Source organism: Beijerinckia mobilis, from assembly GCF_000745425.1.
In the GTDB taxonomy this organism is placed as follows: Bacteria; Pseudomonadota; Alphaproteobacteria; order Rhizobiales; family Beijerinckiaceae; genus Beijerinckia; species Beijerinckia mobilis.
Window position 1 is genome coordinate 24,923 of the sequence record NZ_KN050689.1, and the last position, 26,866, is coordinate 51,788.

The following is a 26,866-nucleotide window of genomic DNA, read 5'->3' on the forward strand; positions in this document are numbered from 1 at the left end:
ATTGTTTCAAAGCTTCTCGGCGATGAAAGTCATGCGCGCCTGATTATGCCCGATGTTGCGCGCGGCGCGTCTCGCCTCGAAACCATGGGCTCTCAGCATGTCGAGCATCGTCGCTTCGTCGAAAGCGAGGAGACCGATTGTACTACGCAGCCGGCGATAATCGGAAAAAAATGTCGTCACGAGGCCGGCGAGCGCGGCGGTGAGGAAGCCCCCTTCCCAGGCGAAGGAAAGAAGCGAGGCAATGTCGCTCACCAGTGGCGCACCGGGAACGATGACGTCGCCAAGAATCAAGTGTCCGCGCGGAACCAGCAGCCGATGCCCGAGATCAAGCAGCGCCTCGCATTCGGGCCTCGTTATATATTGCAGCACTGAAAGACAGAGAATTGCATCGAAGCATGATGGTACGAGCGATGCGAGCGCCGCATCATCGAGCACTTCAATCGAAGGAAAACCGGCATATCGCCGCTTGAGCCCCGCGACGATGCCGGGCGCTGCGTCATATAGGGAAAGCCTGCCGCAATGCGCGGCGATGCGCGGGGCTTCCAGCGCTTCGCCGCATCCGTAATCGAGCAGATGCAGCGGGGGCTCGGGCAGCAGCGCCAGCAGATCCGCCGCCACACGCGTGAAATGGAGCTGTTTGTGCCGGGCGTTCACATAGATCGCATGATCGTCCCGGTTCCAGAACTGCCGCCAGCCCATGCCCTTCGCGCTCCCTCCGCCGACCCCGCCGCATGGAAGTTTCCACTAGAGCATTTTGTCTTTATATTGGATCGCTCCGTGATTCCATTTACCTGAAAATACTCTAAATTTTCTGAGTGGAGTGTTTCTGGATATATCCGAAACACTCTAGCGCGGCCACCTTCCAAAAGCCCGGATCGGAGCGACAGCCTGTCAGCTCCCCCTCTCTTCCATCAACGTCACGAACCGCTGGAAGAGATAATGGCTGTCGCGTGGCCCTGGCGAGGCTTCGGGATGGTGCTGAACCGAAAAGGCCGGCCGATCCGTCAGTCTGAGGCCGCAATTGGTGCCGTCGAAAAGGGAGCGATGCGTTTCTACCGCATTCGGCGGCAGCGTCGCCGCATCGACGGCGAAACCGTGATTCATCGACACGATTTCGACCTTGCCGGTGGTCACGTCGATCACCGGATGGTTGGCGCCATGATGGCCCTGCCGCATCTTGTGCGTCTTCGCACCGATGGCAAGTGCCAGCATCTGATGGCCGAGGCAAATGCCGAAGACCGGAATTTTGCGCGCGAGCAAATCCTGAATGACCGGGACGGCATAATGGGCGGTTTCGGCGGGATCACCCGGGCCATTCGAGAGGAAAACCCCCTCGGGCTGCATCGCGGCAATGGCTTCGGCCGAAGTCGTCGCCGGCACGACGGTGACGGCACAACCGGCCTCGGTCAGTAATTGCAGGATTGACCGTTTGACGCCGTAATCAATAGCGACCACACGATGCGCGTTGCGATGGGCGGGCGCCGCGAGGCGCGCCGGAATCGGGCCCGTCTCGGTCCATTCATGCGCTGCCTGCGTGGTGACGGGAGGCACCAGATCCATCCCGTCGATCCCCGGCCAGGCGGCGGCTCGCGCGGTCAGTGCCTTTATGTCGAAAACACCTTCGGGCGAATGGGCGATCACCGCATTGGGCATGCCTTTTTCGCGGATCAGCGTCGTCAGGGCGCGGGTATCCACGCCCGAAAGGCCAATGATCGAACGGGCTTTCAGCCATGCGTCGAAATGAGCCCGCGAACGGTAGTTCGACGGATCGGTGACCGGGGCGAAGACGACGAGACCGCGCACCTGGCCGCGCGCAGCGGAATTGGTGGTTTCGAGATCATCATCATTCACACCGACATTGCCAATATGCGGAAAGGTGAAGGTGACGATCTGCTCCGCATAGGAAGGGTCGGTCAGGATTTCCTGATAGCCGGTCATCGCCGTATTGAAACAGACTTCCGCGACGGCTTCACCGACCGCGCCAAAACCTTCGCCTTCGAGAAAAGTACCATCGGCGAGAACAAGCACGCCCGTCGCGAGGGGCTTTGTCCAGCCTCCAGCCTTGTCTTCCTCCGCCAGCGGAACGGAGCTTTGCAGATCCTGCGTCATGAGCGCCTTTATGTCAGATCGATAGATGTCGGCGAGAGCGCCAAAAGCGAACCGCGAGCGCGAGCCCCAAACGGTAACACCGGCGATGCATCGGCGGCATGATTCCGCAAGAGGCGAAGCGGCCATCCGATCCCGATTCATGAGGCAGGCATCGCCAAAGCCCCATCAATGAAATCACATCATCGCGTTTCGATCGGAAATAAAGCCGCCCGGCAGTTCCGTTTAGAACAGGCCGCTGGGTTTCGCACCTGTTTCCTGAAAAAATTTGGCGGCAGTTCCCTTTGGAACTTCCCCTTGGGAAAAGCCTTGCCAATTATCGAGACTCGCGGGTACTGTAAATAAACAGTTACTGATTCGCCGTCTCTATGGCGTGGCGCACTTTTCGATACCACCAAACCGGTTCAAGAATCCATTACTTTGAAAATGCCCTGATTTTTTGTGAGCGGAATGTTTCCGGATAGAACCAAGACGCTCTAGCCGCTCACGCTTCATCATGGGGAAATAAGGGCTCGGATGCACGATGGCGAATCTTTTCGCAGTCGAACTTTCTTGATTCGCTCCTGTTTCCTTTGATTGAAGAAGACATGGGTCATGGCTTCTTCTCAGGGCGACATGGAAGGGAACGTGGGCAAGCGCGCTTCAGGCTGCAATCCCGTGGCATGCGCTCACGCCATACCAGCCACGCAGACCTTTTTCATAAGATTGATTTATTTGAACCGGGAGGCATTTGAGCTTAACAGAGGCTTCCTGAGCCGCGCCCTGCCGCCCGAGCCGAAATTGCCGAGGCATCGCCCGGAAAAGCGCCCACAAATTAGTGCACCACATTTCACCCTGCGCGCATGAGGCACACCTTCATGATGAAATGGTTGCGCCGCACCACGCCGGTCACGACAGGCCGGGATCAGCAACGAATGGTATTAAAGGGCTATTTATACGCGGATTAGAGAAGCACAGGATAAGACTTATGGCCTATTTTTCCGTTTCATCGCTCTGAGAGCAAGGCACATTTTCTTGAAATTCGACCCTGCGCCCCTTTTCTCTCTGCGTCTTTCGAGGCTGCACCATGCCACTCGCTGAAAGCCTGAAGCAGGAGCCGTTCAACCCTTCCGCGGAGACGGCGGGCGATACCATTTTCGAGCGTAAAGCATCCCGCCTGGGCCTCACCGCGCGCGGTCTGATCCTCACCATGCTGTTCGTCTTCATTGGTGAGACCTTGATCTTTCTGCCGGCTCTCTCGACATGGCGCGACAATTGGCTGCGCGCGCGCCTCCGGGCCGCCTATACAGCGACATTGGTCCTCGATGCAGACCCTGGCGCCATGGTGCCCGAGAGCCTCCTGCAACAATTGCTCGACAGCGTCGACGCCCGCATCATCGTGTTGAAGAGCGGCGGCGCGAAACGGATCCTCGCCGTCTCCGAATTGCCGACGAAGGTCGATGAAGTCTACGATCTGCGCCACACGGATCTCGTGACTTCGGTTCTCGCCACGTTGCGCACCTTCTTCCATTCGAGCAACCGTATGCTGACCATCATCGGCGATGCGCCGCATGGCGGCGACGCGATCGAGATCACCGTCGACGAAGCGACCATGCGTCCGCTATTTTTCGATTATTCGATGCGGGTTTTGACGATCACCTTCGTGCTCTGCATTCTGGTCGGCGGCATGGCGGCAATCGCCATTCGTTCCTTCATTCTCAATCCCGTGCGCCGGCTCACCGAAAGCCTCGTCGATTTCGCCCAGGATCCGGAAGACCGATCCAGGATCATCCATGCCTCGGGGCATAATCACGAGATCGGCGAGGCGGAAGCGGCACTCGCCAATATGCAGGACCGTCTCGCCCGCGAGCTCAATCAGAAGAAGCATCTGGCGGCGCTCGGACTCGCGGTCGCAAAGATCAATCATGATCTGCGCAACATGCTCGCTTCCGCCCAGCTGCTTTCGGATCGCCTCGGCAATTCCCCCGATCCGCTGGTGCAGAGACTTGCCCCGAAACTGGTTGCGACTCTTGATCGCGCCATCCGCTTCTGCCGCTCGACTCTCGCCTATGGCCGCGCCGTCGACGAACCGCCGCAGCATAATATCGTCTCGCTGCATCAGGTCGCTGCGGAAGCCATTGAAACCGTCAGGCTCTCGATCCCCGGCAAAGTCGATTTCGTCAATGATGTCCCGCCTGACTTCGACATTCTCGCCGATGGAGAACAGATCTTCCGGGTTCTCATGAATCTCATCCGCAACGGGGCAGAAGCGCTTTTAAGCAACGAGGCGACGCTTGGCCGGGAACCGCGCGTCACGATCACCGCCATGCGTGAAGGCAAGGATCTCGTCATTCATGTCATCGATAATGGTCCGGGTGTTCCGCAACGGATGCGCAAGGATCTCTTCGTCGCTTTCTTCAATTCGACACGCGCGGGCGGTTCCGGCCTCGGTCTCGTCATCGCCGCTGATCTCGTCCGCGGCCATGGCGGCACGATTAGCCTGCTGCCGGATTCGATGACGGGCGGTGTCGGCGCGACCTTCCGGATCGTTCTGCCCGGCGCCGTGCAAAGCCTCCCGCTCCGCGCTTGACCGGCGCGCCGGGGGATCGCCCTTCAATAAAGTTTCAACAACTGGCGTTCCAACGGCTGAGCCCTATTGCCAGACGCAGCACAAGTCGCTAAATGGTCACGAACCGCGAGGGATGCTTCCGGTCGCTGCCTTTCACAGCATCGATCAAATAGCAGAAACTCACAAATGCGCGCCCGTAGCTCAGCTGGATAGAGCACTAGACTACGAATCTAGGGGTCAGGAGTTCGAATCTCTTCGGGCGCGCCATTTTCTCCTTTCTGAAATCCCGACTGCTGATTCCTCCGATCCTTCTGGATCGAGCCCCCGGATTGTTTCGTCATGCAGAAACAGTCACGACCAATCTTATGCCGCCGGACATATCGGGGACTGGCCCGATGAACTGGGATATCTGGCGGAACGCGCGCAGCAACCTCCCGGCGTTCACGAACCCTATGCTGTGTCGGAGCAGGGCCATTGCGATGGCATCAGTACAATCGTCTCTCTCGATCCAGCCCGGCTTTACCGCTTGAGAAATCGGGGCGGGAGCGAACCAGATCAGTGCGGTCAATTTTTTGCTTATTTTTGACAAGGGCTTGAGCGCTACGCCATAATTTACAGCGTTTTGCGATCCTCGCCGTTTGTTCGTCGGCTCTGCGCAGAGCCCTGTTCATACCTATGTTCTTGGAAGGCTTCCCCCGGTGCAGCAGACCGTGATTTTCATAGTGATCGTCGGCATTGGATCGACCATCGCGCTAGACCTTTGGAGCATCATCGTCGCATGGATCGGCTGGATGCCAGGAACACACTGGCCTTCCGTAGGCCGCTGGCTTCTCGGCCTTCTCTCGGGAAGACTCGTATTCGATCAGAACAACACCTCACCCAACACCATGACTGAAAGCGTCATCGGCTGGGGATTTCACTATATCATCGGCCTTGCCTATGCCGCCATGTACCCGCTCTTCTGGGGGTTGGATTTCCTCAGCGCGCCAACCATTTTGCCTTTCCTCTTGATCGGTGTTGTGGTCAGCACCTTGGCGGGTCTCATAATTCTGATGCCGGGGATGGGGGCGGGGCTATTCGCACGCAAGACGCCGACGCCAATGCTGACGATCCTTTACGTGCTGGTTGCGCATGTCATCTTCACGATAGCGCAGTATCTTTTGGCATTAGGCTTGGCATGAATGGTGTGCATCGAGCGCCGCAAAATCTCCATGGACACATCAGCCTTTCCGATCCAAGCGAATAAAAGAAGAACCCGATTCGCTGACCCGAGGAGTAACCATCATGTCCCTTAAACTGGGAGCAGCGGATTTGGTGAGCCGGGCAATGCAACGGGTGAAGACTCTCGACGTTGCCGAAGCGATTGCCGCCCATGCTCACTCAAATGCGCTGTTCGTCGATCTTCGGGAACCCCACGAAATCGAACGCACGGGAATGATCCCGGGCGCCGTGCATGTTCCACGAGGAACACTCGAATTCAGAGTGGATCCGGAATCTCCATTCTTCATGGAAGATTTCGGGCAGGACCGGCCAATCATTCTTTATTGTCAGCTTGCGGCACGCTCGGCCCTTGCGACTGCCACCCTGATCGATATGGGCATTGAAAATGTCAGCCACATCAGCGGCGGGTTTGCCGCCTGGACAGAGGCCTGCGGCCCTGTTGAATGCGCCGGGTAATCGCCATCACTCATCTTCCACACTCGCAGAAAGCGATAGAAGGACCGGCTCCCCGACTTTTCCGAACTGATCAACCCTTGGCGTCCGAAACCGACAGAAAACACACGGCTAACGGATCATGCCGATAGCCGACAGTCCCTTAGCCATTGAAGCTGAACCCGATGTCCGGTCATAACATGGCCTCAAAGCCCCCGGATGGTTTGAGGCGAATGGAAGCAAGCCCCTTTCTACCGCTCTTCTAAAGGGCGAGAATGTTTTGGCATCATCGGTGCCGATACCGTCCAAATTGAAGAGGTTCATCCTTCGGTATTAGCGGGGTGTCTCATGGCCATCGGAATCCGGCGGCGCATTGCCATCGTTCACCTGCTTGTGACTGTGCTTTCAGGGCTGATCCTTTCCTCCCTGCCTGCTCTGGCGAAGCCGCTTATTGTAAGCGGCACCGTCTTCTATCGCGAAAGGATCGCCTTGCCGCCTTCGGCAATCGTCGAGGTTTCGCTGCAAGACGTCTCCCGCGCCGACGCGCCCGCAAGAACCATCGCCCTCACGCGGCTCCGTTCACGCGGGCACATGCCGATTCCCTATCGGCTCCGCTTCGATTCAAAGAAAATCGATCCTCGCCACACATATTCGCTCCGCGCCCGGATTCTGGTCGATGGCCGGCTCTGGTTTACCTCGACGACGCAGCATCCCATTCCCGAGACAGGAAACGGAGAGGTCGATATTCTCGTCCAGAGGGTCGGCGGCGCGGCAGGCAATGCGCAGCCGGTGCCGCCAAACGGACGTTGGCGCGCCGAATATATCCGCCAGGAGCGTGTGGACGCCACGGTAACTATCATTCTCGATCTCGCCGAAGACGGCCGCCTTTCCGGGACCGGCGGATGCAACCGCATGGCCGGCAGGGCATCCGTCTCCGGCCAAATGATCCACTTCGGAACGGTCGCGCGCACGAACATGGCCTGCATGCCCGCCGTCATGGCGCAGGAAAACCAATTCTTCACCGCACTCGATGATGTCCGGATGTGGCGGCTTGATCCCACGGGACGGAAACTCGCACTGCTCGACGATCGTGGCGAGCTACTCATCCTTTTTGCCCGGCTGCGGCAATCGCCGCTCTATATCTCCCCCAATCTCGGCGACACGAATCGCATCGAAGACCGGCAATGACGCATGCACAACGGGCATGGGGAAGAGCTGATGCTCATGACCGGAATTTAATTCGCGGGTATCTTTCCCACCTCCCGTGGTTTGCTTAATCTGCGCCCTATACAAAACTGAAATTACGGAAAATCAGATGTTTGAATTGGATCGGCGATCCCTGTTCCTCGGCGCGGCGATGGGCGCTGGCACTGTAGCATTCGACCTCCATGCGGAAACACCAGCGCAGACGGGCTCTCCTCGAACAAGCGATTCTCAAGCAGGCGATTCTCAAGCGGGACCCAGTTCGCCCGCGCTCACCCCGCATTTGACGGAAGGTCCCTATTATATAGCCCGGCAATTCAACCGCGCTGACATTACGGAAGGATTGCCGGGGATTCCGCTCGATGTCAGCCTCATCATTCTCGATGAAAAAGGCAATCCACTGCCGGGAGCCCGCATCGATCTCTGGCATTGCGACGCCTCGGGCCGCTATTCAGGCTTCGGCACGATGCCTGGGGAAGAAGCGCCGCCCGAGGTGAAAGCGGCGACCTTTCTGCGCGGCACGCAACAGGCGGGCGCATCGGGCGATGTCACTTTCCATACACTTTATCCGGGCTGGTATCAGGGTCGGACGACACACATACATTTCAAGGTCTGGCACGAGAACAAAAACATTCTGACCTCGCAGATTTTCCTGCCTGATGCCCTGAATGAATTTCTGTATACGCAGGTCGACGCATACAAACGTGACAGCCTGCGCGATACGTTGAACAGAACCGATGGCATCGCCTTGATGGGCGGCGCATTGACACATGGCTCCTTGCGCGAGGCGGCGGACCGTTATCTTGCCAGCCTGCAAGTCGTCGTCGATCGCAATGCCACACCCATCGTCGAACAGATGCCACCGCCACCTCCTCCCGGCACCAGAAGGCCAGGACCGCCGCCAGAAGGTTTTCCGCCTATGGGTGCTCCGCCGGCCGGCTTCCCGCCAAGGCCTCCTTCCTTCAATAGACAGGCTGGCAATGGACAGGCTGGGCTTGCACCCCCACCGCCGCCTCCGGGAGGCTTTCCGGGGTCCTTCAAACCCCTGCAAGGCGCGGAACGCATCGCCACCCTTCTGCCGAAAGGAAAATCCTGATCGCATCGGGCGGAGACGAAATAAATCGCCCTTGACCGATTTCACCGGGATGACAATGGGACATTGCGGGATAAAATTTCGCCACGCTGCGCCTGACGTCGCCGACCCGTAAAAACGGGCGGCCGACGCCCGGCCGCCAATGCAATGTCATATGCCAATGCCTCCGCTCCGGCACCGTGACGAATATTTCAGGGAGGGAGCGCATTTCCCATGATCGATACGGCTCTCGACGCCATGCCCTACCGGGAGGCGCTGCAGCGCGTTCTCGCCCTCGCCCCGCTTCTGCCCGCCGAGCCGGTTCCCCTGGCCCAATGCGCCGGCCGCGTTCTCGCCGAGGATCTCCTTGCCAATGCACCCCGGCCGGCGATCGATCTTTCGGCGATGGATGGTTACGCCTTGCGTCATGCCGATGTTGACGCGGGAAGCCGCCTGCCCATCTGCGGTGCAGGTGTTGCCGGTGACCCCGCGGGTCTTCTCAAGAGCGGCCATGCCTATCGCATCCTCACCGGCGCCGCCGTCCCGCAGGGCGCCGATACGATCATTCCGCAGGAAAACGTCACGCTCACCGACGAAACGATCATCATCGGGACGCTGCCGCCCAAGGGCGCCAATATCCGCCGCGCGGGCGAGGAATTCCGTAAAGGCGACAGGCTGATCGCCGCCGGAACCCGGCTCGACTGGCGCCATGTGGCGATGCTCGCCTGTGAGGGTGTCGCTTATCCCAAAATCCGACGGCAGTTACGGGCGACCATTCTTGCAAGCGGCAAGGAACTGGTGCAGCCGGGCGGAAAACTGCAGCCGGGACAGATTTTCGATTCCAATTCCCCCATGCTTGCGGCGCTTTTCGACGCGCTCGGTTTGCGCACCACCGTGCAGGTGGTCGCCTGCGATGAAGCGGCAAGCCTGCGCACCGCCTTGATGCAAGCCTGTACCACCGCCGACATTGTGGTGACGACCGGCGGGATTTCGGTGGGCGACACAGACCATGTGCATGGCGCCTTGCGTGATCTCGGCGCAGAGATTCTATTTCGTGGCGTAACGATCCGCCCGGGCCGGCCGCAGACGGTCGCGACGCTGGGGAAAACCACCCTTTTCGGACTGCCCGGCAATCCGACCGCCTCGGTCGTCGGCGCCATTGGCCTGCTCATTCCCTTTGTCCGCCGCGCCTATGGCCAGAACGAGCTGCCAACCGTCTCAGGCCGTCTCGATTTCGAGCCCAAATTCCGCAGCGATCTGACCCAGTTTGTTTTCGTCGATCTCGTCGACAGCGATGCCGGGCCCTTGATCCGGCCAGCGCGCTCCGCCGGCACGGCCGATATTTTTTCCCTGCTGCTGTCAAAAGGCGTGCTGCGGATCGATCCGGAGGCGCCGCCTCCCTTAAGGGGCACACATGCCGCAGTCATTCCCTTCGCCGCCCTTCTCTGAAACACCGACTTGATCCGGAAACGCACCACTTATACCAAAGGTCGTAAAGAACGACCTTTGGTTCCTTTCTTGAATTTTCGCTTTTTCAAAGCGATGGCGAAAATTCAAGAGTGGTCCAGCGGTCATTTATCATGACCGCTGGTATTAGAAGCAACGGGAGGCTTTTCGGACGTTATCGGGAATGCGCTAATAGGGCACCGAGCCGAGCGAACTACTTGCCAGCGCCAGCGTGACGGCTGCGGCAAGCGCCGCGCTATAGGCATCGGTTTTGGCGATCCGGGCCTGCAGGAGATTGGTTTCGGCGAGCGAGGCGGCGGTGACCGAACCGACGCCATTGCGATAGGCGGCAAGCGCCGCGTCGAAAGTCGTTTCCGCCGCCTGCACCAAAGCGACCGAGGCCTGATAAGCGGCAAGGCTCGTCTTCAGCCCATTCTGCGCCGAGACGATTTCCCGCGCCGCTTCCTGTTTGGTGCGGCTCAGGATTGCGTCGGCGCCTTCCCTCCGCTCTCGCGCCTGCAGAAGCAGGGCGGCGCGCGTACCGCCATCATAAAGCGGCACGGTGACGCCGCCGAGGATGATACCGGAAAAGCGATTGTTGTTGAGATTGAGCGTCGGCAAAGCATCGGCGCCGATGGCCGGAATGGAAGTGACGCCGAGACCGCCGGAGCCTTCGGCGACCGTGCCGGAAGCAAAGACTTTCGGCAGGAAATCGGCTTCCGCCGCCCGGATATTGGCCTCGCTCGCCTTTTGCGCGGCAAAGGCCGCGAGAATATCCGGGCGCTTGGCGAGCGCCGCCTCAAGAATGCTCTGCGTCGTCGGCACCATGGAGGCGGAGAGGGTCCGGCCCTCCGCCGAGGTCACGCGGATTTTGGTCAGCGGGGAAATGCCCATCGCTCCGAGCAGCGTCTGATAATTGTCCTGTTCGGCACCGCGCGCGCGCACCAGTTGCAGATTGGCCTGCAAGGTCGCCTGTTTCGCCTGCGCCGCATCGACGATCGTGCCAACTTCCTGTTTCAGCCGTGCTTCCGCCGCTGCCTGCACTTTTTTGGCGTTCTCAAGGGACCCGACAGCATTATTGGTGCGGGCGCGGGCGGCGGAATAAGCGTAATAGGCCAGGCTGACCTTGTGTATCAGCAATTGATGCGCGGCCGTGAAATTGACGTTGGTAATAGCGGAAAGCTGTTGCGCGGCCTCGACGAGGGCCGCCCGCCGGCCGAAATCGAACAGGAGCCATTGCAGGCCGGCGGCGCCGATAATGCCCTGGCCATTGGCTTTGTTGGTCGCCGTCGACTCGAGGCCGAGGACGCCAGTGGTGAGATTATTGTTGCTTTGCTGCGTGCCGCCGATGGCGCTGATTGTGAGGCGCGGCAGATAGGTCGATTCGACAAGGCCGACGGCGAGCGCGGCTTCCCTCGCATGGTTCCAGGCAATACGCGTCGTGGGATTATTGCGCTGGGCAATATCGATCAATTCCGCCAGCGAATAGATTTTATGGGCTTCAAGCTCGGGCGGGGCCGGCAGGCCAGCGGTCTCGGCATTGGCCGGCAGGGTGAAATCCTGCCGCTTTGGCGCCAAGCCGGGATTCAAGGCCGGTTTTCCGGCGTCGATTGCCCCATTCTCCTTGGTCTGCGGAACGAAGGGCCGGTCGGGCTCGGGCGGAGCAAGATCGATGGCATTGGTCGCGCAGCCATTCGCCAGAAGGACAGCGGGCAACAATATGGTGAGAGGCCAAACGCGGAACCAGCCGAGAGGCAATTCATGGCTCCGCCGCTCATCTCCGTCGAGGCTTCGGCCTTGCCGAGGCTGGAAGGCGGGGCGCGGGAACATTGGATCAGGACGCCGCATGAAAGGCTCGCGCGCTTGGTCGGGGAACAGGCTGCCCGAAAGAATCGGTCCGTGCGGCCTCCTCGACCGCCAGCGTCAGCGCGTCGATCCGGCGGTCGAGCTCTGCCCTGATGGAAAAAGTGGAGGCAGGGACGCGGCCCGCCTGCATGGACTCTCTCTCGTGCGCGGCAGCGGCAGCTGTGGTTTCAGCCGCCACAAAGTCGCCTTCGTCACCGGCCCGTGCGAGCCCGTCGAGACACCTGGCCGCAACATTCAGCGGCGGTACCGGATCGGATGCAGGTGTCAGAATTGCCAGCAGCCGAAACACACCCGCGAGATCGGCGCTCACTCTGGCGCGCGCCTGCCGCCAGGCGATGGACGGCCGAAGAGAGACGGGCTCAAAGGCCATCAGTTCCAAAGCCCCTTCGAGTCGCGCGATTGCGCCACAAGCGGCAAGAGCGCCGGCATTCCATTGGGGCGCATTGGCGGAGCGCGCCATATCCCGCAGGCCGCGTAATCCGGCGGTGATCGTCGCGCCCGCGCGCCCGGCGATGCTGACCGGCCAAATCTGTGTCGCCATCACATACATTACGAGATTGCCGAAAAAGATGCCGATGACACGATCGCGCGCGACGGTCAGATCGAAGCCCGGGCCATAGTCCTGAAGGACGCAGAGGAAAAAGGCGAAGGCGATCTGGAATCCGGCATAGGCGATGCGTTCGCCGCCAGCGGCGACCCAGGCCGCTGGCAAGGTGCCGAGAAAGACGAGAAGCATCAGGGCGCCGATCGACTGGAGCTGCGGAATGATGAAGACGAGAATCAGCGTGCCCGCCGCGGCGCCGATCGCCGCGCCGGTGAAGCGCAGCATCATTTTCTGCGCCGTCTCGGCGGCGCTGCCGAGCGAGACGATGTAGCAGGTGATGAGGCAGGTGTGGATGCCCGACCAGTCGAGCTGCAGATAGACGATATAACAGATCATCGCCGCCGCCGTCGTCTTCAGCGCATGACGGATGTGATCGGGATTGGTGAAGGCATCGGGCTTGAAGAAACCGGATTTTTCTTTCGGCTTTTCGGGTCGCGCTGGCGCTTCCGCCGTGCCATCCTCCCTATCCGGCGCGACCAGGGTGAAAATTTGCAAGGTGCGGTCGATCTCCACAAGCAGGGGAGACGCATCAGGTGGCAAGGAAGCCTCGATCTCGACCGGATAAAGGCCTTGGGCGAAAATCGCCACCATGGCTTCAGCGGTTGCCGCCAATCTTTCCCGCTCCTCAAGAGCCGCGAAAGGCTCAGGCAGGTCAAAAAATCCGTCGATCAGGGCCAGAAGCCGGAAGCTTGCGGCGGCAGCGCTTTTGAGCGCGGCGAGATCAAGCGCAGGCGAAGTATGTTCGAACCCGGCAAGGGCAAGATTTTTCAAAAGAGCGGCATTGCCCTCCCGCAAAAGCGCCCGCAGCTTCCCTATGCTTTCGTCTCCATCGGCACCCGCACCACGCAAAGCAGCGGCGGCGATGTATAGCCGCTTGGCGAGCGCCCGCTCCGCAAGCAGACGCGGCGGCACACCGATCAGCACATTGACGACGATTCCGGCGAACACCGGCAAGCCAATCATCAGCCAGGCGTGCAGCAGCGCGCGCGTGGCGAGTTCACCCTGCGGAATCATGCCGAGCAGATCGAGCGCATAGGCAACGACAAGCGCCAGAATGGGCGCGATCGCGCTGAGTTTCGATGCCGATCCGAGAAACAGAACGATGAAGGACACCAGCATCATCGTGAGGACTCGCCAGACCGGATAATCAATGACGAGAATGGCGAGGAGAAAGACAAGGCCGATGATCAGGCTGATCAGAACCAGCCCGGCAATATGCATGATGAGGCTCGAGACCCGATCCTCCTTGTTGAGGAAGAAAACGATATAGGCAGAGAGCGCCGGCTCCAGCGTCTCGTAAGTCTCGGCAATGAGCACTGTCAGGGCGCAGATCAGACCGATCCGGACCGCGAAGGCGAGCCGGCCAGGGAAGGGAGCGAGGAGATCGGCGAGGCGCGGCCTGGCCACTCACGGCCTCTCATGGTCTGGAATGGCAAGTTTTCGGGTGGCGAGCCTTTCTCCGATCCCGGGTCCGGCAGCCGCGTCCGGCTCTCGCTCATCGCCCTGGTCTTCTCCGTCCTGTTCATGCGGACAGGCCGCGCCATAGCGGATCTGCGCGCTCGCGCTGGCGCCCATACGCATGAGGTCCGCAGGGGGATCCTCAAGATGGATGCGAACAGGGAAACGCTGCGCCACCCGTACCCAGTTGAGGGATCGCTCGACATAGGGAAGCTGGCGCGGCAGCACCGTGCCACTCGCTTCCAGAACGCCATAGCCTATTCCGGTGACGCGCCCATGCAGGGGCCGCGTCCGGTCGATCATCGAAAAACCCGTGACGCAATCACCAATGCGAATCACTGGTAATTGCGATTCGCGGAAATTGGCGACGATGAACCATTCTTCCGTAGTGATCAGGGTGAAAAGCGCCTGCCCCGGCAGGACGAATTCGCCCGTCGCCACCTTGAGCCCGGCGATCCGGCCGGCATGCGGCGCGCGCATGCTGGTATTTTCAAGCCCGCGCTTCGCTATGGCAAGCGCCGCCTCCCGTGCCCGGACCGTCGCCTCGGCTCCGGCCGTGTCACCAATCGCGGCGATCGCCGCGGCCTGCTGGCGCCCGGCCTGGGCAAGGCTCGTCGCCGCATCGCGCCGCGCCACTTCGGCAGTATCATATTGCTGTTTGGGCACGAAATTCTGTTTGGCGAGTGGCGCCAGCCGCGCCGCTGTCCGCGCCGCCAGTTCATAATTGGTTCTCGCCCGGACCGTCTGGTCCCTGGCGATTTCAGCATTCTCCGTTTCGGTGGTGATGACGCGGCGGCGCGTCGCGAGCGATGCCTGGGCAAACGCGAGTTCCGCCTCGGCCTGTTCGACGGCGAGGCGGTAAGGCAGCGGATCGAGTTGGAACAGAAGCTCGCCTTCGCGCACCGCCTGATTTTCACGCACGAGAAGTTCGATCACCCGGCCGCCGACGGCCGGGGCGACATGGACGATCTCGGCATCGATCGAGGCATCGTCGGAATAGGGAAATTCGCGATAAAGCTGATAGGTCCGGACCGCGAGGAACAGCCCATAGCCGATCACGCCGAGAACGATGAGCATGGCGAGCCTGCCACGCCTTGGTGCTCCGGCGGCCTTCATGCCGTTGGCCCGAACCATTGACGCCAAGAGACAAGCGTCAGGATGAGACTTGCCGCCGTATAGAAGAAAAGCTTCCACGGCACGCGTTCATCAATGCCGAGGCGAATGAACAAAAGCCGCAGCAAACATCCGCCCAGAATGCCGAGCGTGGCGCAAACCATCCAGCCGGGGAAATAGGCGCCGGCGATTTCAAATGCCGCCGCCCCATCCAAAGTGCAGCCGGGCAGCAGGAACAGGCAAAAAGCGACGCCGAAAAGCCGGTTCGTGCCGGTCTGCCCCTTTCCCTGAAAAGGCAAACACGAAGAGGCGGGCGTTCCATCAATGAGCGGCTGCATGAATCATCGCAAGAATGGACAAATATTAACAATATAAAGCTGGATTCCTGAGAACCGGCAATCCTTATTTGTGAGTATTCCTGCGTCGAACCGGCAGCGGAAAGCCCCGTCGACTTGATTTCACGACGAGATCATTTCCATGGGACCTCTCTCGGCAGTTTGGTGTGCCCGGTGCGACGCCTGGATGTTTCGAACAGCTTCGCCAACAAGACGAGATTGCTTATCAAGGGCTTTATCGCGGGCAACAATTCCATCAAGACCGAAAAGACACCCTCCGCGTTCCAGCGGTTCCCCGGCCCGGAAAGCGAATCAGCCAGTCAAGCAGCGTTTAGATCCCGTTCGAAGCGCTGCCGATACGATCCGTTCAACCAGAAAGATGCCCTTCCTCATGACCTCCTCGGAAACCACCCTCAAGGAACAGATCACACCGCCAGCGGAAAATTCTCTGACGCGCTTCATGAACCGATATGCGACGCCGTTGACGACAGGTCTTTTCGCCGTTTCCACCATTTCCGGCGTCGCCCTGTTTTTTCATCTGGCGCCAGGTGCCTTCCACGGAATGCATGAATGGCTGAGCATCGTCCTGCTCGCGCCGGTCGTCCTGCATGTCTGGAAAAACTGGCGCTCGATCCTGAGCTACGCCAAACGCGGCACCTTGATCATCCCTTTGGTCCTGTCCCTGATCGTGGCGCTCCCCTTCGCCATTTCCGGCATGAGCGGCAATGCCCGTGGCAGGAACCCGGCATTTCGCGCGGTTTCCGTTTTGACCCAGGCGCGGCTGGCTGATCTCGCGCCCATTCTGAAAAAAGAGCCGGATGATTTATTGGCGGCGCTGAAACGCCGGGGCTTTACCGTGCAATCCGCGGACGAGACGCTCGAGGCGATTGCAGCAACCGCCGGCAAGCAGGCCTCCGATGCCCTGATGGCGGTTTTGCCGAACCGCTGATGGTCATAGCGCAAGGCGCGACCGCATGCCCTTCGCATCCACCCTGAATCAGAATGGCGTCCCCGAAGGATCATTCGGGGACGCCATCCAGCCAGAGCAGAGATGATCGCGCTTGATTCGGCTCGCGCCAGATCAAATGTGAATCGAGCGTCCCTCGACGCCGAGTGCCGCCTCGCGCACCGCTTCCGAAAGTGTGGGATGCGCATGGCAGGTGCGGGCGAGATCTTCCGATGAGCCGCCGAATTCCATAAGCACACAGGCTTCGGCGATCAATTCGCCGGCGACCGGGCCAATGATATGCACACCCAGGACCTGATCGGTCTTGGCATCGGCGAGGAATTTCACAAAACCATTGGTCTGGCGCATCGCACGGGCGCGGCCATTCGCCGTGAAGGGGAATTTACCGACCTTATACTCAATACCCTTGGCTTTGAGATCTTCCTCGGTCGCACCGACAGTGGCGATTTCGGGGGATGTATAAACGACGCCCGGAATAACATTGTAATTCACATGGCCATGCTGGCCCGCGAGAATTTCGGCAACCGCCACGCCTTCGTCCTCGGCCTTGTGGGCGAGCATCGGGCCGCGCACGACATCGCCGATGGCATAGATGCCCGGAACATTGGTCGCGAAATGATCGTCGATGATGACGCGGCCGCGTTCCATCGCGACGCCAAGCACATCGAGGCCAAGCCCTTCCGTCACCGGACGGCGACCGATCGAGACGAGCACCTTATCAGCCTCAAGCGTGATCTTGTCGCCACCGGCCGCCGGTTCGATCGTCACCGTCGCCTTGCCGTCCTTCTCCTCGACGCCAAGAACCTTGTGGCCGAGCTTGAAGGCAAAACCCTGTTTCTCGAAAATCCGCTGCGCCTGTTTGGCGACCTCGCCATCCATGCCGGGCAGGATACGGTCCAAAAATTCGACGACCGTCACCTTGGCACCGAGCCGGCCCCAGACGGAACCGAGTTCGAGGCCGATGACCCCGGCGCCGACGACGACGAGATTTTGCGGCACGGCCTCAAGCGCCAGCGCGCCGGTGGACGAAACGATGGTCTTTTCGTCGATCGTCACGCCCGGCAGCGGCGTCACTTCCGAGCCAGTGGCGATGACGATATTCTTCGCCTCGAGCTCCTGCCTGGAGCCATCCTCAGCGGTGACGGAGACCTTGCCGGGGGCGGTAATCGCGCCGAGACCGATGAAGGAATCGATCTTGTTCTTCTTGAACAGATAGGCGACACCGCCGACATTCGCCGAGACGACATCATCCTTGTGTTTCATCATCACGGGGAGATCGAGCTTCGGCGCATCGACGATCACACCGAAATTCTTGAGTTCATGCGCGGCCTCCTCGAATTTCTCCGACGCATACAGAAGCGCCTTCGAGGGAATGCAGCCGATGTTGAGGCAGGTGCCTCCAAAGGTCTTGCGCTTTTCGATGACAGCCACCTTGAGGCCGAGCTGCGCGGCGCGGATCGCGCAGACATAACCGCCGGGGCCGGTTCCGATGATGACGAGATCGTATGACATTGTGATCCTCGTTTCTGGATCATTCCGTTCCCGCGCGGCGGCCCTGGTTTCCAGAGCTTCAGTCTCTTGGACTTGAATCTCTTGGGCCTCAGTCTCTTGGGCTTCGGCGGGCAGCGCTTCGGGACGATGATGGGTTTGCGGAAGAAGGGCGGAAAACATCAGGCCGAGAAGGGGCCGTATTCCCGTCAGGAAAGGTTCAAAGAGCAAAAAAGGAGACGGAACCGGCGGGTCCCTCTGGTTAGGAGCCTCATCGCCTGGTTCCGTCTCCTGCATGGCTTTGTCTCTCTTAGAGGTCGAGCACCAGGCGCGCCGGATCTTCAAGCTCTTCCTTGACGCGGACGAGGAAGGTCACTGCCTCCTTGCCGTCGACGATGCGATGATCGTAGGAAAGCGCGAGATACATCATCGGCCGGATTTCGATCTTGCCGCCGACGACCATCGGCCGTTCCTGGATCTTGTGCATGCCGAGAATGCCCGACTGCGGCGCATTCAGGATCGGCGTCGACATCAGCGAACCATAGATGCCGCCATTGGTGATGGTGAAGGTGCCGCCCTGCATCTCCTCGATCTTGAGCTGGCCGTCACGCGCGCGCTTGCCGAAGCCCGCGATCGTCTTCTCGATCCCCGCAATGCTCAGAAGGTCGGCGTCACGCACCACCGGCACGACAAGACCCTTGTCGGTGCCCACCGCGATGCCGACATGGTAATAATTCTTGTAGATGAGATCGGTGCCGTCGATCTCCGCATTCACCGCCGGGATTTCCTTCAGAGCCGCGACCACGGCCTTGGTAAAGAAGCCCATGAAGCCGAGCTTCGTGCCGTGCTTTTTCTCGAAAATATCCTTGTATTTGGCGCGCAGGGCCATGACTTCCGTCATGTCGACCTCGTTGAAGGTCGTGAGCATGGCAGCGGTATTCTGCGCATCCTTGAGGCGACGGGCGATCGTCTGGCGCAGCTTGGTCATGCGCACGCGTTCCTCGCGCACCGCATCATTCTGCGGCGCCGGAGCGCGGGCGGCGGCAGGAGCCGCAGCCGGGGCCGGAGCGGTGGCACCACCCTTGGCGACATAATCGAGCACATCGCCCTTCAGCACCTGCCCGCGCTTGCCGGATCCTTCAACGGAAGCCGTATCGACACCGCTATCGGCGGCAATCTTGGCGGCGGCGGGCGATGGCGGCAAACCGGCGCCAGCGGAAGGTGCTGGAGCGGGGGTTGGGGCGGCGGCCGGAGCGGGCTCCGCAGGTTTCGCCGCCGGGGCGGGAGAAGGAGCGGCGACAGCACCGCCAGCGCCTTCGACGATCTGGCCGAGCAGGGCGCCGACACCAACGGTATCGCCATCCTTGGCGGTGATTTCGCCGAGCACGCCGGATGCCGGCGCATTGACTTCCAGCGTGACCTTGTCGGTTTCGAGTTCGACCAGCGGTTCATCCGCCTTGACCGCCTCTCCAGTCTTCTTGAACCATTTACCGATCGTCGCCTCGGTCACGGATTCCCCGAGAGTGGGGACGCGGATTTCAACTGTCATGGGATCACGCTCGCCGCCGTGCGGCCTCCTCTTGAATCAAACCTGATCGTGCTGGAATGGATTTGCGCGGCCTTTGGGAAATGTCAGCGCGAGAGATCCTGCTCGAGACATCACGCTGCCGCGTCCGGATTGGGAAAGCCAGCCGCCCGGCCCAAGGGGAACGGCGGCTGGCCTCATAGTGCCTTCTCAGGCCCCGTAGACCTCGTCCATAAAGGCCTTGATCTGTGCCAGATGTTTCGACATGAGGCCGGTCGCCGTCGCCGCCGAGGCAGGACGGCCGGCATAGCGCGGCCGCGTGGCCTTGCCGCCCGCCTGGCCGAGGACCCATTCGATATAGGGTTCGACGAAGGTCCAGCTGCCCATGTTCTTCGGCTCTTCCTGGCACCAGACCACATCGGCCTTCTTGAAGCGCGACAGGATGTTGACCAGAGCCTTCAACGGGAAGGGATAGAGCTGTTCGACACGCAGGAGGTAGACATCGTCGATACCGCGCTGTTCGCGCTCCTCGAAGAGATCGTAATAGACCTTGCCCGTGCACAGAACCACGCGCCGGATCTTGTCGTCCTTGACGAGCTTGATCTTCTCGGCCTTGCCCTGCTCGGCATCGTCGAGCAGCACGCGATGGAACGAGGAACCGACCTGCAATTCTTCCAGCGTCGAGACCGCCCGCTTGTGGCGCAGCAGGGATTTCGGCGTCATCAGGATCAGCGGCTTGCGGATGTCGCGCTTCAGCTGCCGGCGCAGGATGTGGAAATAATTGGCCGGCGTCGTGCAGTTCGCGACCTGCATATTGTCCTCGGCGCAAAGCTGCAGATAGCGCTCGAGACGGGCGGAGGAATGTTCCGGACCCTGGCCCTCATAGCCATGCGGCAGCAGGCAGACGAGGCCCGACATACGCAGCCATTTGCGTTCACCCGACGAGATGAACTGGTCGAACAGAACCTGCGCGCCATTGGCGAAATCGCCGAACTGGGCTTCCCACAGAACGAGCGCGTTTGGCTCGGCCAGCGAATAGCCATATTCGAAGCCGAGCACCGCTTCTTCCGAGAGCATCGAATTGATGACCTCGTAATTGGCCTGCTCGTCGCGAATATGGTTCAGCGGCACATAACGGGCTTCCGTCTCCTGGTCGATCAGCACCGAATGGCGCTGGGAGAAGGTGCCGCGTTCGGAATCCTGACCCGACAGGCGCACCGGATGGCCTTCATCGACGAGCGTCCCGAAGGCGAGCGCCTCGCCCATGGCCCAATCGATATTAGTGCCGGTTTCGATCATCTTGCGGCGGTTGTCGAGCAAGCGGCCGATTGTCTTATGGATATGGAAGCCTTCCGGCACGGTGACCAGACGCTCGCCGATTTCCTTGAGACGCTCGATCTCGACGCCAGTGCGGCCGCGCCGGTCATCTTCGCCGTCGAGCGCCGGCTTGAGGCCGGCCCAGCGGCCGTCGAGCCAGTCGGCCTTGTTGGGCTGGAATGCCTGACCAGCCTCGAATTCGGCTTCGAGGCGCTGGCGCCAGTCATTCTTCAATTTCTCGACTTCGCCTTCAGTGACGAGATTTTCGCGGACGAGCTTGTCGGTATAAAGTTCCAGCGTCGTCTTGTGCGACCGGATTTCCTTATACATGACCGGCTGGGTGAAGCCCGGCTCGTCACCCTCGTTATGGCCGAAGCGGCGATAGCAGAACATGTCGATGACGACCGGCTTATGGAACTTCTGCCGGAATTCGATCGCGATCTTGGCGGCATAGACCACTGCCTCGGGATCGTCGCCATTGACGTGGATGATCGGCGCCTCGATCATTTTCGCCACATCGGACGGATAGGGCGAGGAGCGCGAGAAGCGCGGATAGGTGGTGAAGCCGATCTGGTTGTTGATGATGAAATGGACCGAGCCGCCAGTGCGATGGCCCTTGAGGCCGGAGAGGCCGAAACATTCGGCAATCACGCCCTGGCCGGCGAAAGCCGCGTCACCATGGATCAAAAGCGGCAGGATCTGGGTGCGCTCGACCACATCGTTATATTGGTCCTGCTTGGCGCGCACCTTGCCGAGCACAACCGGATCGACGATCTCGAGATGCGACGGATTGGCGGTCAGCGATAGATGGACCTTGTTGTTGTCGAAATCGCGATCGGACGAAGCGCCAAGATGATATTTGACGTCGCCCGAACCTTCGACATCGTCAGGCTTGAACGAGCCGCCCTTGAATTCATGGAAAATGGCGCGATGCGGTTTGCCCATGACCTGGGACAGGACGTTGAGGCGGCCGCGATGGGCCATGCCGAGCACGATCTCCTTGACGCCGAGAGCGCCGCCGCGCTTGATGATCTGCTCCAGCGCCGGAACCATGGCTTCGCCACCGTCGAGGCCAAAACGCTTGGTGCCGGTATATTTCACATCGAGGAATTTCTCGAACCCTTCCGCCTCGACGAGCTTCTGCAGAATGGCGCGCTTGCCTTCCTGGGTGAAGCTGATCTCCTTGCCGGGTCCTTCAATGCGCTCCTGCATCCAGGCTTTCTCGACCGGATCGGAAATATGCATGAATTCGAAGCCGATCGTGTCGCAATAGGTGCGGCGCAGGATCGGCAACATTTCATTGATGCTGGCGAATTCGAGGCCGAGCACATTGTCGATGAAGATCTTGCGGTCGTAATCGGTCTCTGAAAACCCATAGGTCGCCGGATGCAGTTCCTCATGATCCTTGGGCGGAGCAATGCCGAGAGGATCGAGATTGGCGTGCAAATGGCCACGCATCCGATAGGCGCGGATCATCATCAGAGCGCGCACGGAATCGCGCGTCGCGCGTTCAATATCGGCGGAGGAGATGGCTTTCCCCTCGCCCTTTGCTTCACCCTTGGCTTCGGTCTTGGCCTTGAGCTTGTCGCCGATCGCCTTTTCGGTGAGCGCCCAATTGCCGTCGAGCGCCGAAACCAGTTCGCCATTGGCAACGACCGGCCAGTTCGGCTTCTTCCAGGCCGGGCCTGAGGCCGTCACCTCGACGGAGCGGCGCTCATCATTCATGGCGGCGAAGAATTCACGCCATTCCGGATCGACCGAGGCCGGATTCTTCAAATAGGAATCGTAGAGATGATCGACATAGACGGCATTGCCGCCATAAAGAAACGAGGTCTCAGCGAAAGCCTGATTGTGCGCGGACCGACCGGCGCCTCCGCTGCCTGCGCCGGTGCCGGCTGCATCTTCATCCTGACGTGCCATCGTCATCTCCTGCAGTTTGTCGCAATTGCTCTGCGTATGAGATAAGCGCGCCCGATGAGCCGGACCAGAGCAATCACATCTGTTTCAATAGCGAATACCCACCGCTTGGAATCGAGCCTTGGAATCGAACCTTGCGAGCGGGCATTCGTGTTAATGCCGTTGTCTTCATAACGGGCCAACCGTAACCGCGGCGATGGGCCCAAGGGGAATACATTTCCCAGGCAGAATTCAGAATGAGGAGAGCAGAACGGAGACCGCCGCCCCATCTTTGGGAGACATATCCTGCCGGATCACAGCAATCAGAGCGGCGTAATGCACACTCTGGGGCAGCAGATATTCCCGCCGCTGTCCTTGCTTCCTGCCTGTATCCGTCATTCCGAATCCGCGCCGTATCCGCGAGGCGGCTTCGGCGCGGATTCGGAATGACGTATGACCTCACAATATCCTTTGCCCAGATAAGAAAATCCGCGCCACTAGCCTTCCGCCAGATATACGCGCCTTCCCCGAGCCGGCGTCTTGTCCGCGAGGCGAGGCAAGCCGTCAGCGCCTGTCTCGCCATTTGTCGAATATTCATGAAAACGCGTGATCACGCCGAGGTCGCATTCCGTCCTTGCACCCGGCGACAACCGTCGAAGACGGTGAATACGCAAAGCTTCCGCTTACATTCCGCACCGTGCCACTCCCGAAACCATAGACACATTCGGGAGAAACCCATTGATGAACATTCAGCCGCTCTATCAGTTTTTCTTACACGGCCGAAAGCTCTGTTCACATACACCGGCGCACGGCGCCGGTGTCGCTGTCAAAATCAGGCCCGCAGAAGTTCGGCGAGCGTATGGCCGATCCGCGCCGGCGAAGGTGACACCTTGATGCCGGCGGCTTCCATCGCCGCGACCTTGTGCTCGGCATCACCCTTGCCGCCGGAAATGATGGCGCCCGCGTGACCCATGCGCCGCCCGGGCGGCGCCGTACGGCCGGCGATGAAGCCGACCATCGGTTTCTTGCGGCCGCGGCGCGCTTCGTCGATCAGGAACTGGGCGGCATCTTCCTCACCGGAACCGCCAATCTCGCCGATCATGACGATCGAATGAGTTGTCTCATCGGCCAGGAACAATTCCAGAATATCGATGAAATCACTGCCCTTGACCGGATCGCCGCCAATGCCGACCGCGGTCGTCTGGCCGAGCCCTTCCCGGGTCGTCTGGAACACCGCTTCATAGGTGAGGGTGCCGGACCGCGAGACAACGCCCACGGACCCTTGCGAGAAGATGGGGGCCGGCATGATGCCGATCTTGCACGCACCGGATGTCACGACACCAGGGCAATTGGGCCCGATGAGCCGCGATTTCGAGCCCGACAAGGCGCGCTTGACCTTGACCATGTCGAGAACCGGGATGCCTTCGGTGATGCAGACGATCAGCGGAATTTCCGCGTCGATCGCCTCGCAGATCGCATCGGCAGCGCCCGGCGGCGGCACATAGATGACGCTGGCCTCGCATCCCGTCGCCGCCTTTGCCTCGGCGACGGTCTCATAAACCGGCAGATCGAGATGAGTGCGGCCGCCCTTGCCGGGAGCGACGCCACCGACGAGCCGCGTGCCGAAGGCCAAGGCCTGCTCGGAATGGAACGTGCCATTGCGGCCGGTAAAGCCCTGACAAATGACCCGGGTGCTTTTATCGATCAGGATCGCCATCAGACCGCTCCCTTGCCTTGAGCCAAAGCCGCCGTCCGTTTGGCGACCGCTGCGACGATCTTCTGCGCCGCGTCGTCGAGATCATCGGCGGGAATGAGATCGAGACCGGATGTCGACAGAATCTTCTTGCCGATTTCGACATTCGTGCCTTCAAGCCGCACGACCAGCGGCACCTCAAGGCCAACTTCCTTGACCGCGGCGATAATGCCTTCGGCAATGACATCGCATTTCATGATGCCGCCGAAAATATTGACCAGAATGCCTTTGACCTGCGGATCGGCGGTGATGATCTTGAAGGCGTGTGTGACCTTTTCCTTGCTGGCGCCACCGCCGACATCAAGGAAATTCGCCGGGCTTCCGCCATAGAGCTTGATAATGTCCATCGTCGCCATGGCGAGACCGGCGCCATTGACCATGCAGCCGATTTCGCCATCGAGCGCGATATAGGCGAGATCGTATTTCGACGCCTCGATTTCCTTCGGATCCTCTTCATTCTCGTCACGCAAGGCGACGACATCGGGATGTTTGAAGAGTGCGTTCGGATCAAACGAGACCTTGGCGTCAAGGCACAGAAGACGGCCGTCGCGCGTCAACACCAGAGGATTGACCTCAAGCATCGCCATATCCTTGGCGACAAAGGCATTATAAAGCGACGTCACGAGCTGGTGCATCTGCTTGGCCTGATCTCCTTCAAGCCCAAGCGCGACCGCCGCCGTGCGTCCATGAAACGGTTCGATGCCGGTCGCCGGATCGATCGAAAAGGTCACGATCTTGTCCGGCGTATGCTGCGCAACCTCCTCGATATCCATGCCGCCTTCCGTTGACACGACGAAAGCGATACGGCTGGTCGAACGGTCGACGAGCAGCGAGAGATAGAATTCCTTGGCGATGTCGCAACCGTCTTCAATGTAAAGACGGCGCACTTTGCGGCCATGAGGACCCGTTTGGGCGGTCACGAGCGTATGCTCGAACATCGCCTGCGCGGCCTCGACAACTTCCTGGAAGGAGCGGGCGATACGCACGCCGCCTTTCTCGCCGGCCTCGGGCTCAATGAAATGGCCCTTTCCGCGGCCACCGGCATGAATTTGCGCCTTGACCACATAGACCGGACCTGGAAGCGCGCGCGCAGCTGCCTCCGCCTCTCCAGGCGTCAGGACAGGAGCTCCACGCGAGACGGGCGCTCCAAACTCCCTCAAGATCGTCTTTGCCTGATATTCGTGAATATTCATGCAGGCACTTCTAAGGTTGGCAGCCTTCGAGGCAGCGAGGGGACGATCACGTCAGAAAACATCGATTGCGACGCGACCAGGCGACGATGGATGCCGTGAGACTTCATGGAGTTCGAGACAGGCATCCAGGAAGGACAGGGGCCAGATAGAGACAGAAAATCGAGGACGATGGTCCGGAGACATTGCTGACACCCCATCGGCCCGAACTTTCGAGATCAAGCTACCGCCGGCTCCCTCACCTTCCGGAGGCCCATTCCCCAAACTGCCATGTCCCAGGACAGCCGTGGGATGGACGCGCGACGCCGTCCATCCCGGTTCTCCCAAATCCAGACTTATTTGAAGGCCGGATTGATCGTCTTGCAGGCCTCGACGAGCCCTTCGACCGAGGCCACCGATTTCCTGAACAATTCCTTTTCGGCATCGTCGAGCGAGATTTCGACGATTTTCTCCACGCCGTTGGAACCGATGACGACCGGAACGCCGACATAGAGATTATTGATGCCGTATTCGCCGGAGAGCTGGGCCGCGCATGGCAGCACGCGCCGCTTGTCCTTGAGATAGGATTCGGCCATGGCGATGGCGGAAGCCGCCGGAGCATAGAAAGCAGAACCGGTCTTGAGCAGATTGACGATCTCGCCGCCGCCGCCGCGTGTGCGCTTGACGATGGCGTCGAGCTTCTCCTGCGTCGTCCAGCCCATCTTCACCAGATCGGGGAGCGGAATACCGGCAACGGTAGAATAACGCAGCAGCGGCACCATGTCGTCGCCGTGGCCGCCGAGCACAAAGGCCGTCACATCCTCGACCGAGACCTTGAATTCCTCGGAGAGGAAATAGCGGAAACGGGCGGAATCAAGGACACCAGCCATGCCGACCACTTTCTGCGGCGGAAGACCGGAGGCTTTCTGTAGCGCCCAGACCATGGCGTCGAGCGGATTGGTGATGCAGATCACGAAAGCATCCTTGGCGTAGGTCTTGATGCCTTCGCCGACCGATTCCATGACCTTGAGATTGATACCGAGAAGATCGTCACGGCTCATGCCGGGCTTGCGCGGCACGCCGGCGGTGACGATGATCACATCCGCCCCGGCAATGGCCGAATAATCATTGGCACCGGAGAGATTGGCGTTGAAGCCATCGACGGGAGACGATTCCGCCAGATCGAGCGCCTTGCCTTGCGGCGTGCCCTCGGAAATATCGAACAAGACAATGTCGCCCAATTCCTTGAGACCGGCCAGATGGGCCAAGGTGCCGCCGATCTGTCCGGCTCCAATCAAAGCGATCTTGTTACGCGCCATATGCTCCGTCCTTAATGTCGCCTCCGGC

At 60.1% G+C, this 26,866-nt stretch carries 20 protein-coding genes and 1 tRNA gene; 9 read left to right on the forward strand and 12 right to left on the reverse strand.

Features of this window, described 5'->3' with window-relative positions:
* Positions 1–6: 6 nt before the first annotated feature.
* Together DL88_RS18390 and carA are read right to left on the reverse strand one after the other, a co-directional pair.
* Positions 7–699, reverse strand: a complete 693-nt coding sequence (locus DL88_RS18390) for a methyltransferase domain-containing protein (protein ID WP_034999509.1) — start codon at positions 697–699, stop codon at positions 7–9.
* Between the two features lie 192 nt (positions 700–891).
* Positions 892–2,109 (reverse strand): glutamine-hydrolyzing carbamoyl-phosphate synthase small subunit, encoded by a 1,218-nt coding sequence (gene carA / locus DL88_RS18395; protein WP_034999742.1) that lies wholly within the window; start codon positions 2,107–2,109, stop codon positions 892–894.
* 591 nt (positions 2,110–2,700) lie between these two features.
* On the opposite strand from carA, the gene DL88_RS20700 reads away from it, so the two are divergent.
* From DL88_RS20700 to DL88_RS18435, 8 genes are all read left to right on the forward strand, one after another.
* Positions 2,701–2,952 carry a hypothetical protein gene (locus DL88_RS20700; protein WP_156971203.1) on the forward strand — a complete coding sequence of 84 codons (252 nt, stop codon included), beginning with the start codon at positions 2,701–2,703 and terminating at the stop codon, positions 2,950–2,952.
* Positions 2,953–3,172: 220 nt separating this feature from the next.
* Positions 3,173–4,675 carry an ATP-binding protein gene (locus DL88_RS18400; protein WP_084705291.1) on the forward strand — a complete coding sequence of 501 codons (1,503 nt, stop codon included), beginning with the start codon at positions 3,173–3,175 and terminating at the stop codon, positions 4,673–4,675.
* A 169-nt stretch (positions 4,676–4,844) separates the two neighbouring features.
* Positions 4,845–4,921: transfer RNA gene (locus tag DL88_RS18405), tRNA-Arg, on the forward strand.
* Between the two features lie 431 nt (positions 4,922–5,352).
* Positions 5,353–5,835, forward strand: a complete 483-nt coding sequence (locus DL88_RS18415) for a DUF2938 family protein (RefSeq protein ID WP_034999747.1) — start codon at positions 5,353–5,355, stop codon at positions 5,833–5,835.
* A gap of 103 nt (positions 5,836–5,938) precedes the next feature.
* Positions 5,939–6,331 (forward strand): rhodanese-like domain-containing protein, encoded by a 393-nt coding sequence (locus DL88_RS18420; RefSeq protein ID WP_034999514.1) that lies wholly within the window; start codon positions 5,939–5,941, stop codon positions 6,329–6,331.
* Between the two features lie 324 nt (positions 6,332–6,655).
* The gene (locus DL88_RS18425; RefSeq protein WP_051956163.1) at positions 6,656–7,495 is read left to right on the forward strand and encodes a YbaY family lipoprotein; all 840 of its coding nucleotides are present in this window, start codon (positions 6,656–6,658) and stop codon (positions 7,493–7,495) included.
* A gap of 127 nt (positions 7,496–7,622) precedes the next feature.
* On the forward strand, positions 7,623–8,606 hold the full coding sequence (locus DL88_RS19670) for a dioxygenase family protein (protein WP_051956164.1): 984 nt from the start codon (positions 7,623–7,625) through the stop codon (positions 8,604–8,606).
* Between the two features lie 210 nt (positions 8,607–8,816).
* Positions 8,817–10,031 carry a molybdopterin molybdotransferase MoeA gene (locus DL88_RS18435; RefSeq protein ID WP_034999516.1) on the forward strand — a complete coding sequence of 405 codons (1,215 nt, stop codon included), beginning with the start codon at positions 8,817–8,819 and terminating at the stop codon, positions 10,029–10,031.
* A gap of 186 nt (positions 10,032–10,217) precedes the next feature.
* Here the strand turns inward: DL88_RS18435 and DL88_RS18440 are convergent, their stop codons facing one another.
* From DL88_RS18440 to DL88_RS18455, 4 genes are read right to left on the reverse strand one after another with little or no spacing between them, the layout of a single operon-like run.
* Complete coding sequence (locus DL88_RS18440) at positions 10,218–11,876, reverse strand: TolC family protein (RefSeq protein WP_245270951.1); 1,659 nt, start codon at positions 11,874–11,876, stop codon at positions 10,218–10,220.
* On the reverse strand, positions 11,863–13,905 hold the full coding sequence (locus DL88_RS18445) for an FUSC family protein (protein ID WP_051956165.1): 2,043 nt from the start codon (positions 13,903–13,905) through the stop codon (positions 11,863–11,865). The genes DL88_RS18440 and DL88_RS18445 overlap by 14 nt, the downstream gene beginning before the upstream one ends.
* Positions 13,906–15,072, reverse strand: coding sequence for a multidrug transporter subunit MdtN (mdtN, locus tag DL88_RS18450; protein WP_084705302.1), 1,167 nt, complete (start codon positions 15,070–15,072; stop codon positions 13,906–13,908).
* Complete coding sequence (locus tag DL88_RS18455) at positions 15,069–15,407, reverse strand: YtcA family lipoprotein (protein WP_051956166.1); 339 nt, start codon at positions 15,405–15,407, stop codon at positions 15,069–15,071. The genes mdtN and DL88_RS18455 overlap by 4 nt, the downstream gene beginning before the upstream one ends.
* 388 nt (positions 15,408–15,795) lie before the next feature.
* On the opposite strand from DL88_RS18455, the gene DL88_RS18460 reads away from it, so the two are divergent.
* On the forward strand, positions 15,796–16,353 hold the full coding sequence (locus tag DL88_RS18460; protein WP_245270952.1) for a DUF4405 domain-containing protein: 558 nt from the start codon (positions 15,796–15,798) through the stop codon (positions 16,351–16,353).
* Between the two features lie 132 nt (positions 16,354–16,485).
* Here DL88_RS18460 and lpdA read toward each other — a convergent pair whose 3' ends face one another.
* The 6 genes from lpdA to mdh form a co-directional block, all read right to left on the reverse strand.
* A complete protein-coding gene (gene lpdA, locus DL88_RS18465; RefSeq protein ID WP_034999764.1) occupies positions 16,486–17,883 on the reverse strand; it encodes a dihydrolipoyl dehydrogenase in 1,398 nt (465 codons plus the stop codon).
* A 286-nt stretch (positions 17,884–18,169) separates the two neighbouring features.
* The gene (gene odhB / locus DL88_RS18470; protein WP_034999519.1) at positions 18,170–19,408 is read right to left on the reverse strand and encodes a 2-oxoglutarate dehydrogenase complex dihydrolipoyllysine-residue succinyltransferase; all 1,239 of its coding nucleotides are present in this window, start codon (positions 19,406–19,408) and stop codon (positions 18,170–18,172) included.
* 186 nt (positions 19,409–19,594) lie between these two features.
* On the reverse strand, positions 19,595–22,621 hold the full coding sequence (locus DL88_RS18475) for a 2-oxoglutarate dehydrogenase E1 component (protein ID WP_034999522.1): 3,027 nt from the start codon (positions 22,619–22,621) through the stop codon (positions 19,595–19,597).
* An 808-nt stretch (positions 22,622–23,429) separates the two neighbouring features.
* Positions 23,430–24,314 carry a succinate--CoA ligase subunit alpha gene (gene sucD / locus DL88_RS18480; RefSeq protein WP_034999532.1) on the reverse strand — a complete coding sequence of 295 codons (885 nt, stop codon included), beginning with the start codon at positions 24,312–24,314 and terminating at the stop codon, positions 23,430–23,432.
* Positions 24,314–25,543 (reverse strand): ADP-forming succinate--CoA ligase subunit beta, encoded by a 1,230-nt coding sequence (sucC, locus tag DL88_RS18485; protein ID WP_034999535.1) that lies wholly within the window; start codon positions 25,541–25,543, stop codon positions 24,314–24,316. Before sucC ends, sucD begins: the two co-directional genes overlap by 1 nt.
* A 332-nt stretch (positions 25,544–25,875) precedes the next feature.
* Complete coding sequence (mdh, locus tag DL88_RS18490; RefSeq protein ID WP_034999537.1) at positions 25,876–26,838, reverse strand: malate dehydrogenase; 963 nt, start codon at positions 26,836–26,838, stop codon at positions 25,876–25,878.
* Positions 26,839–26,866: the final 28 nt, after the last annotated feature.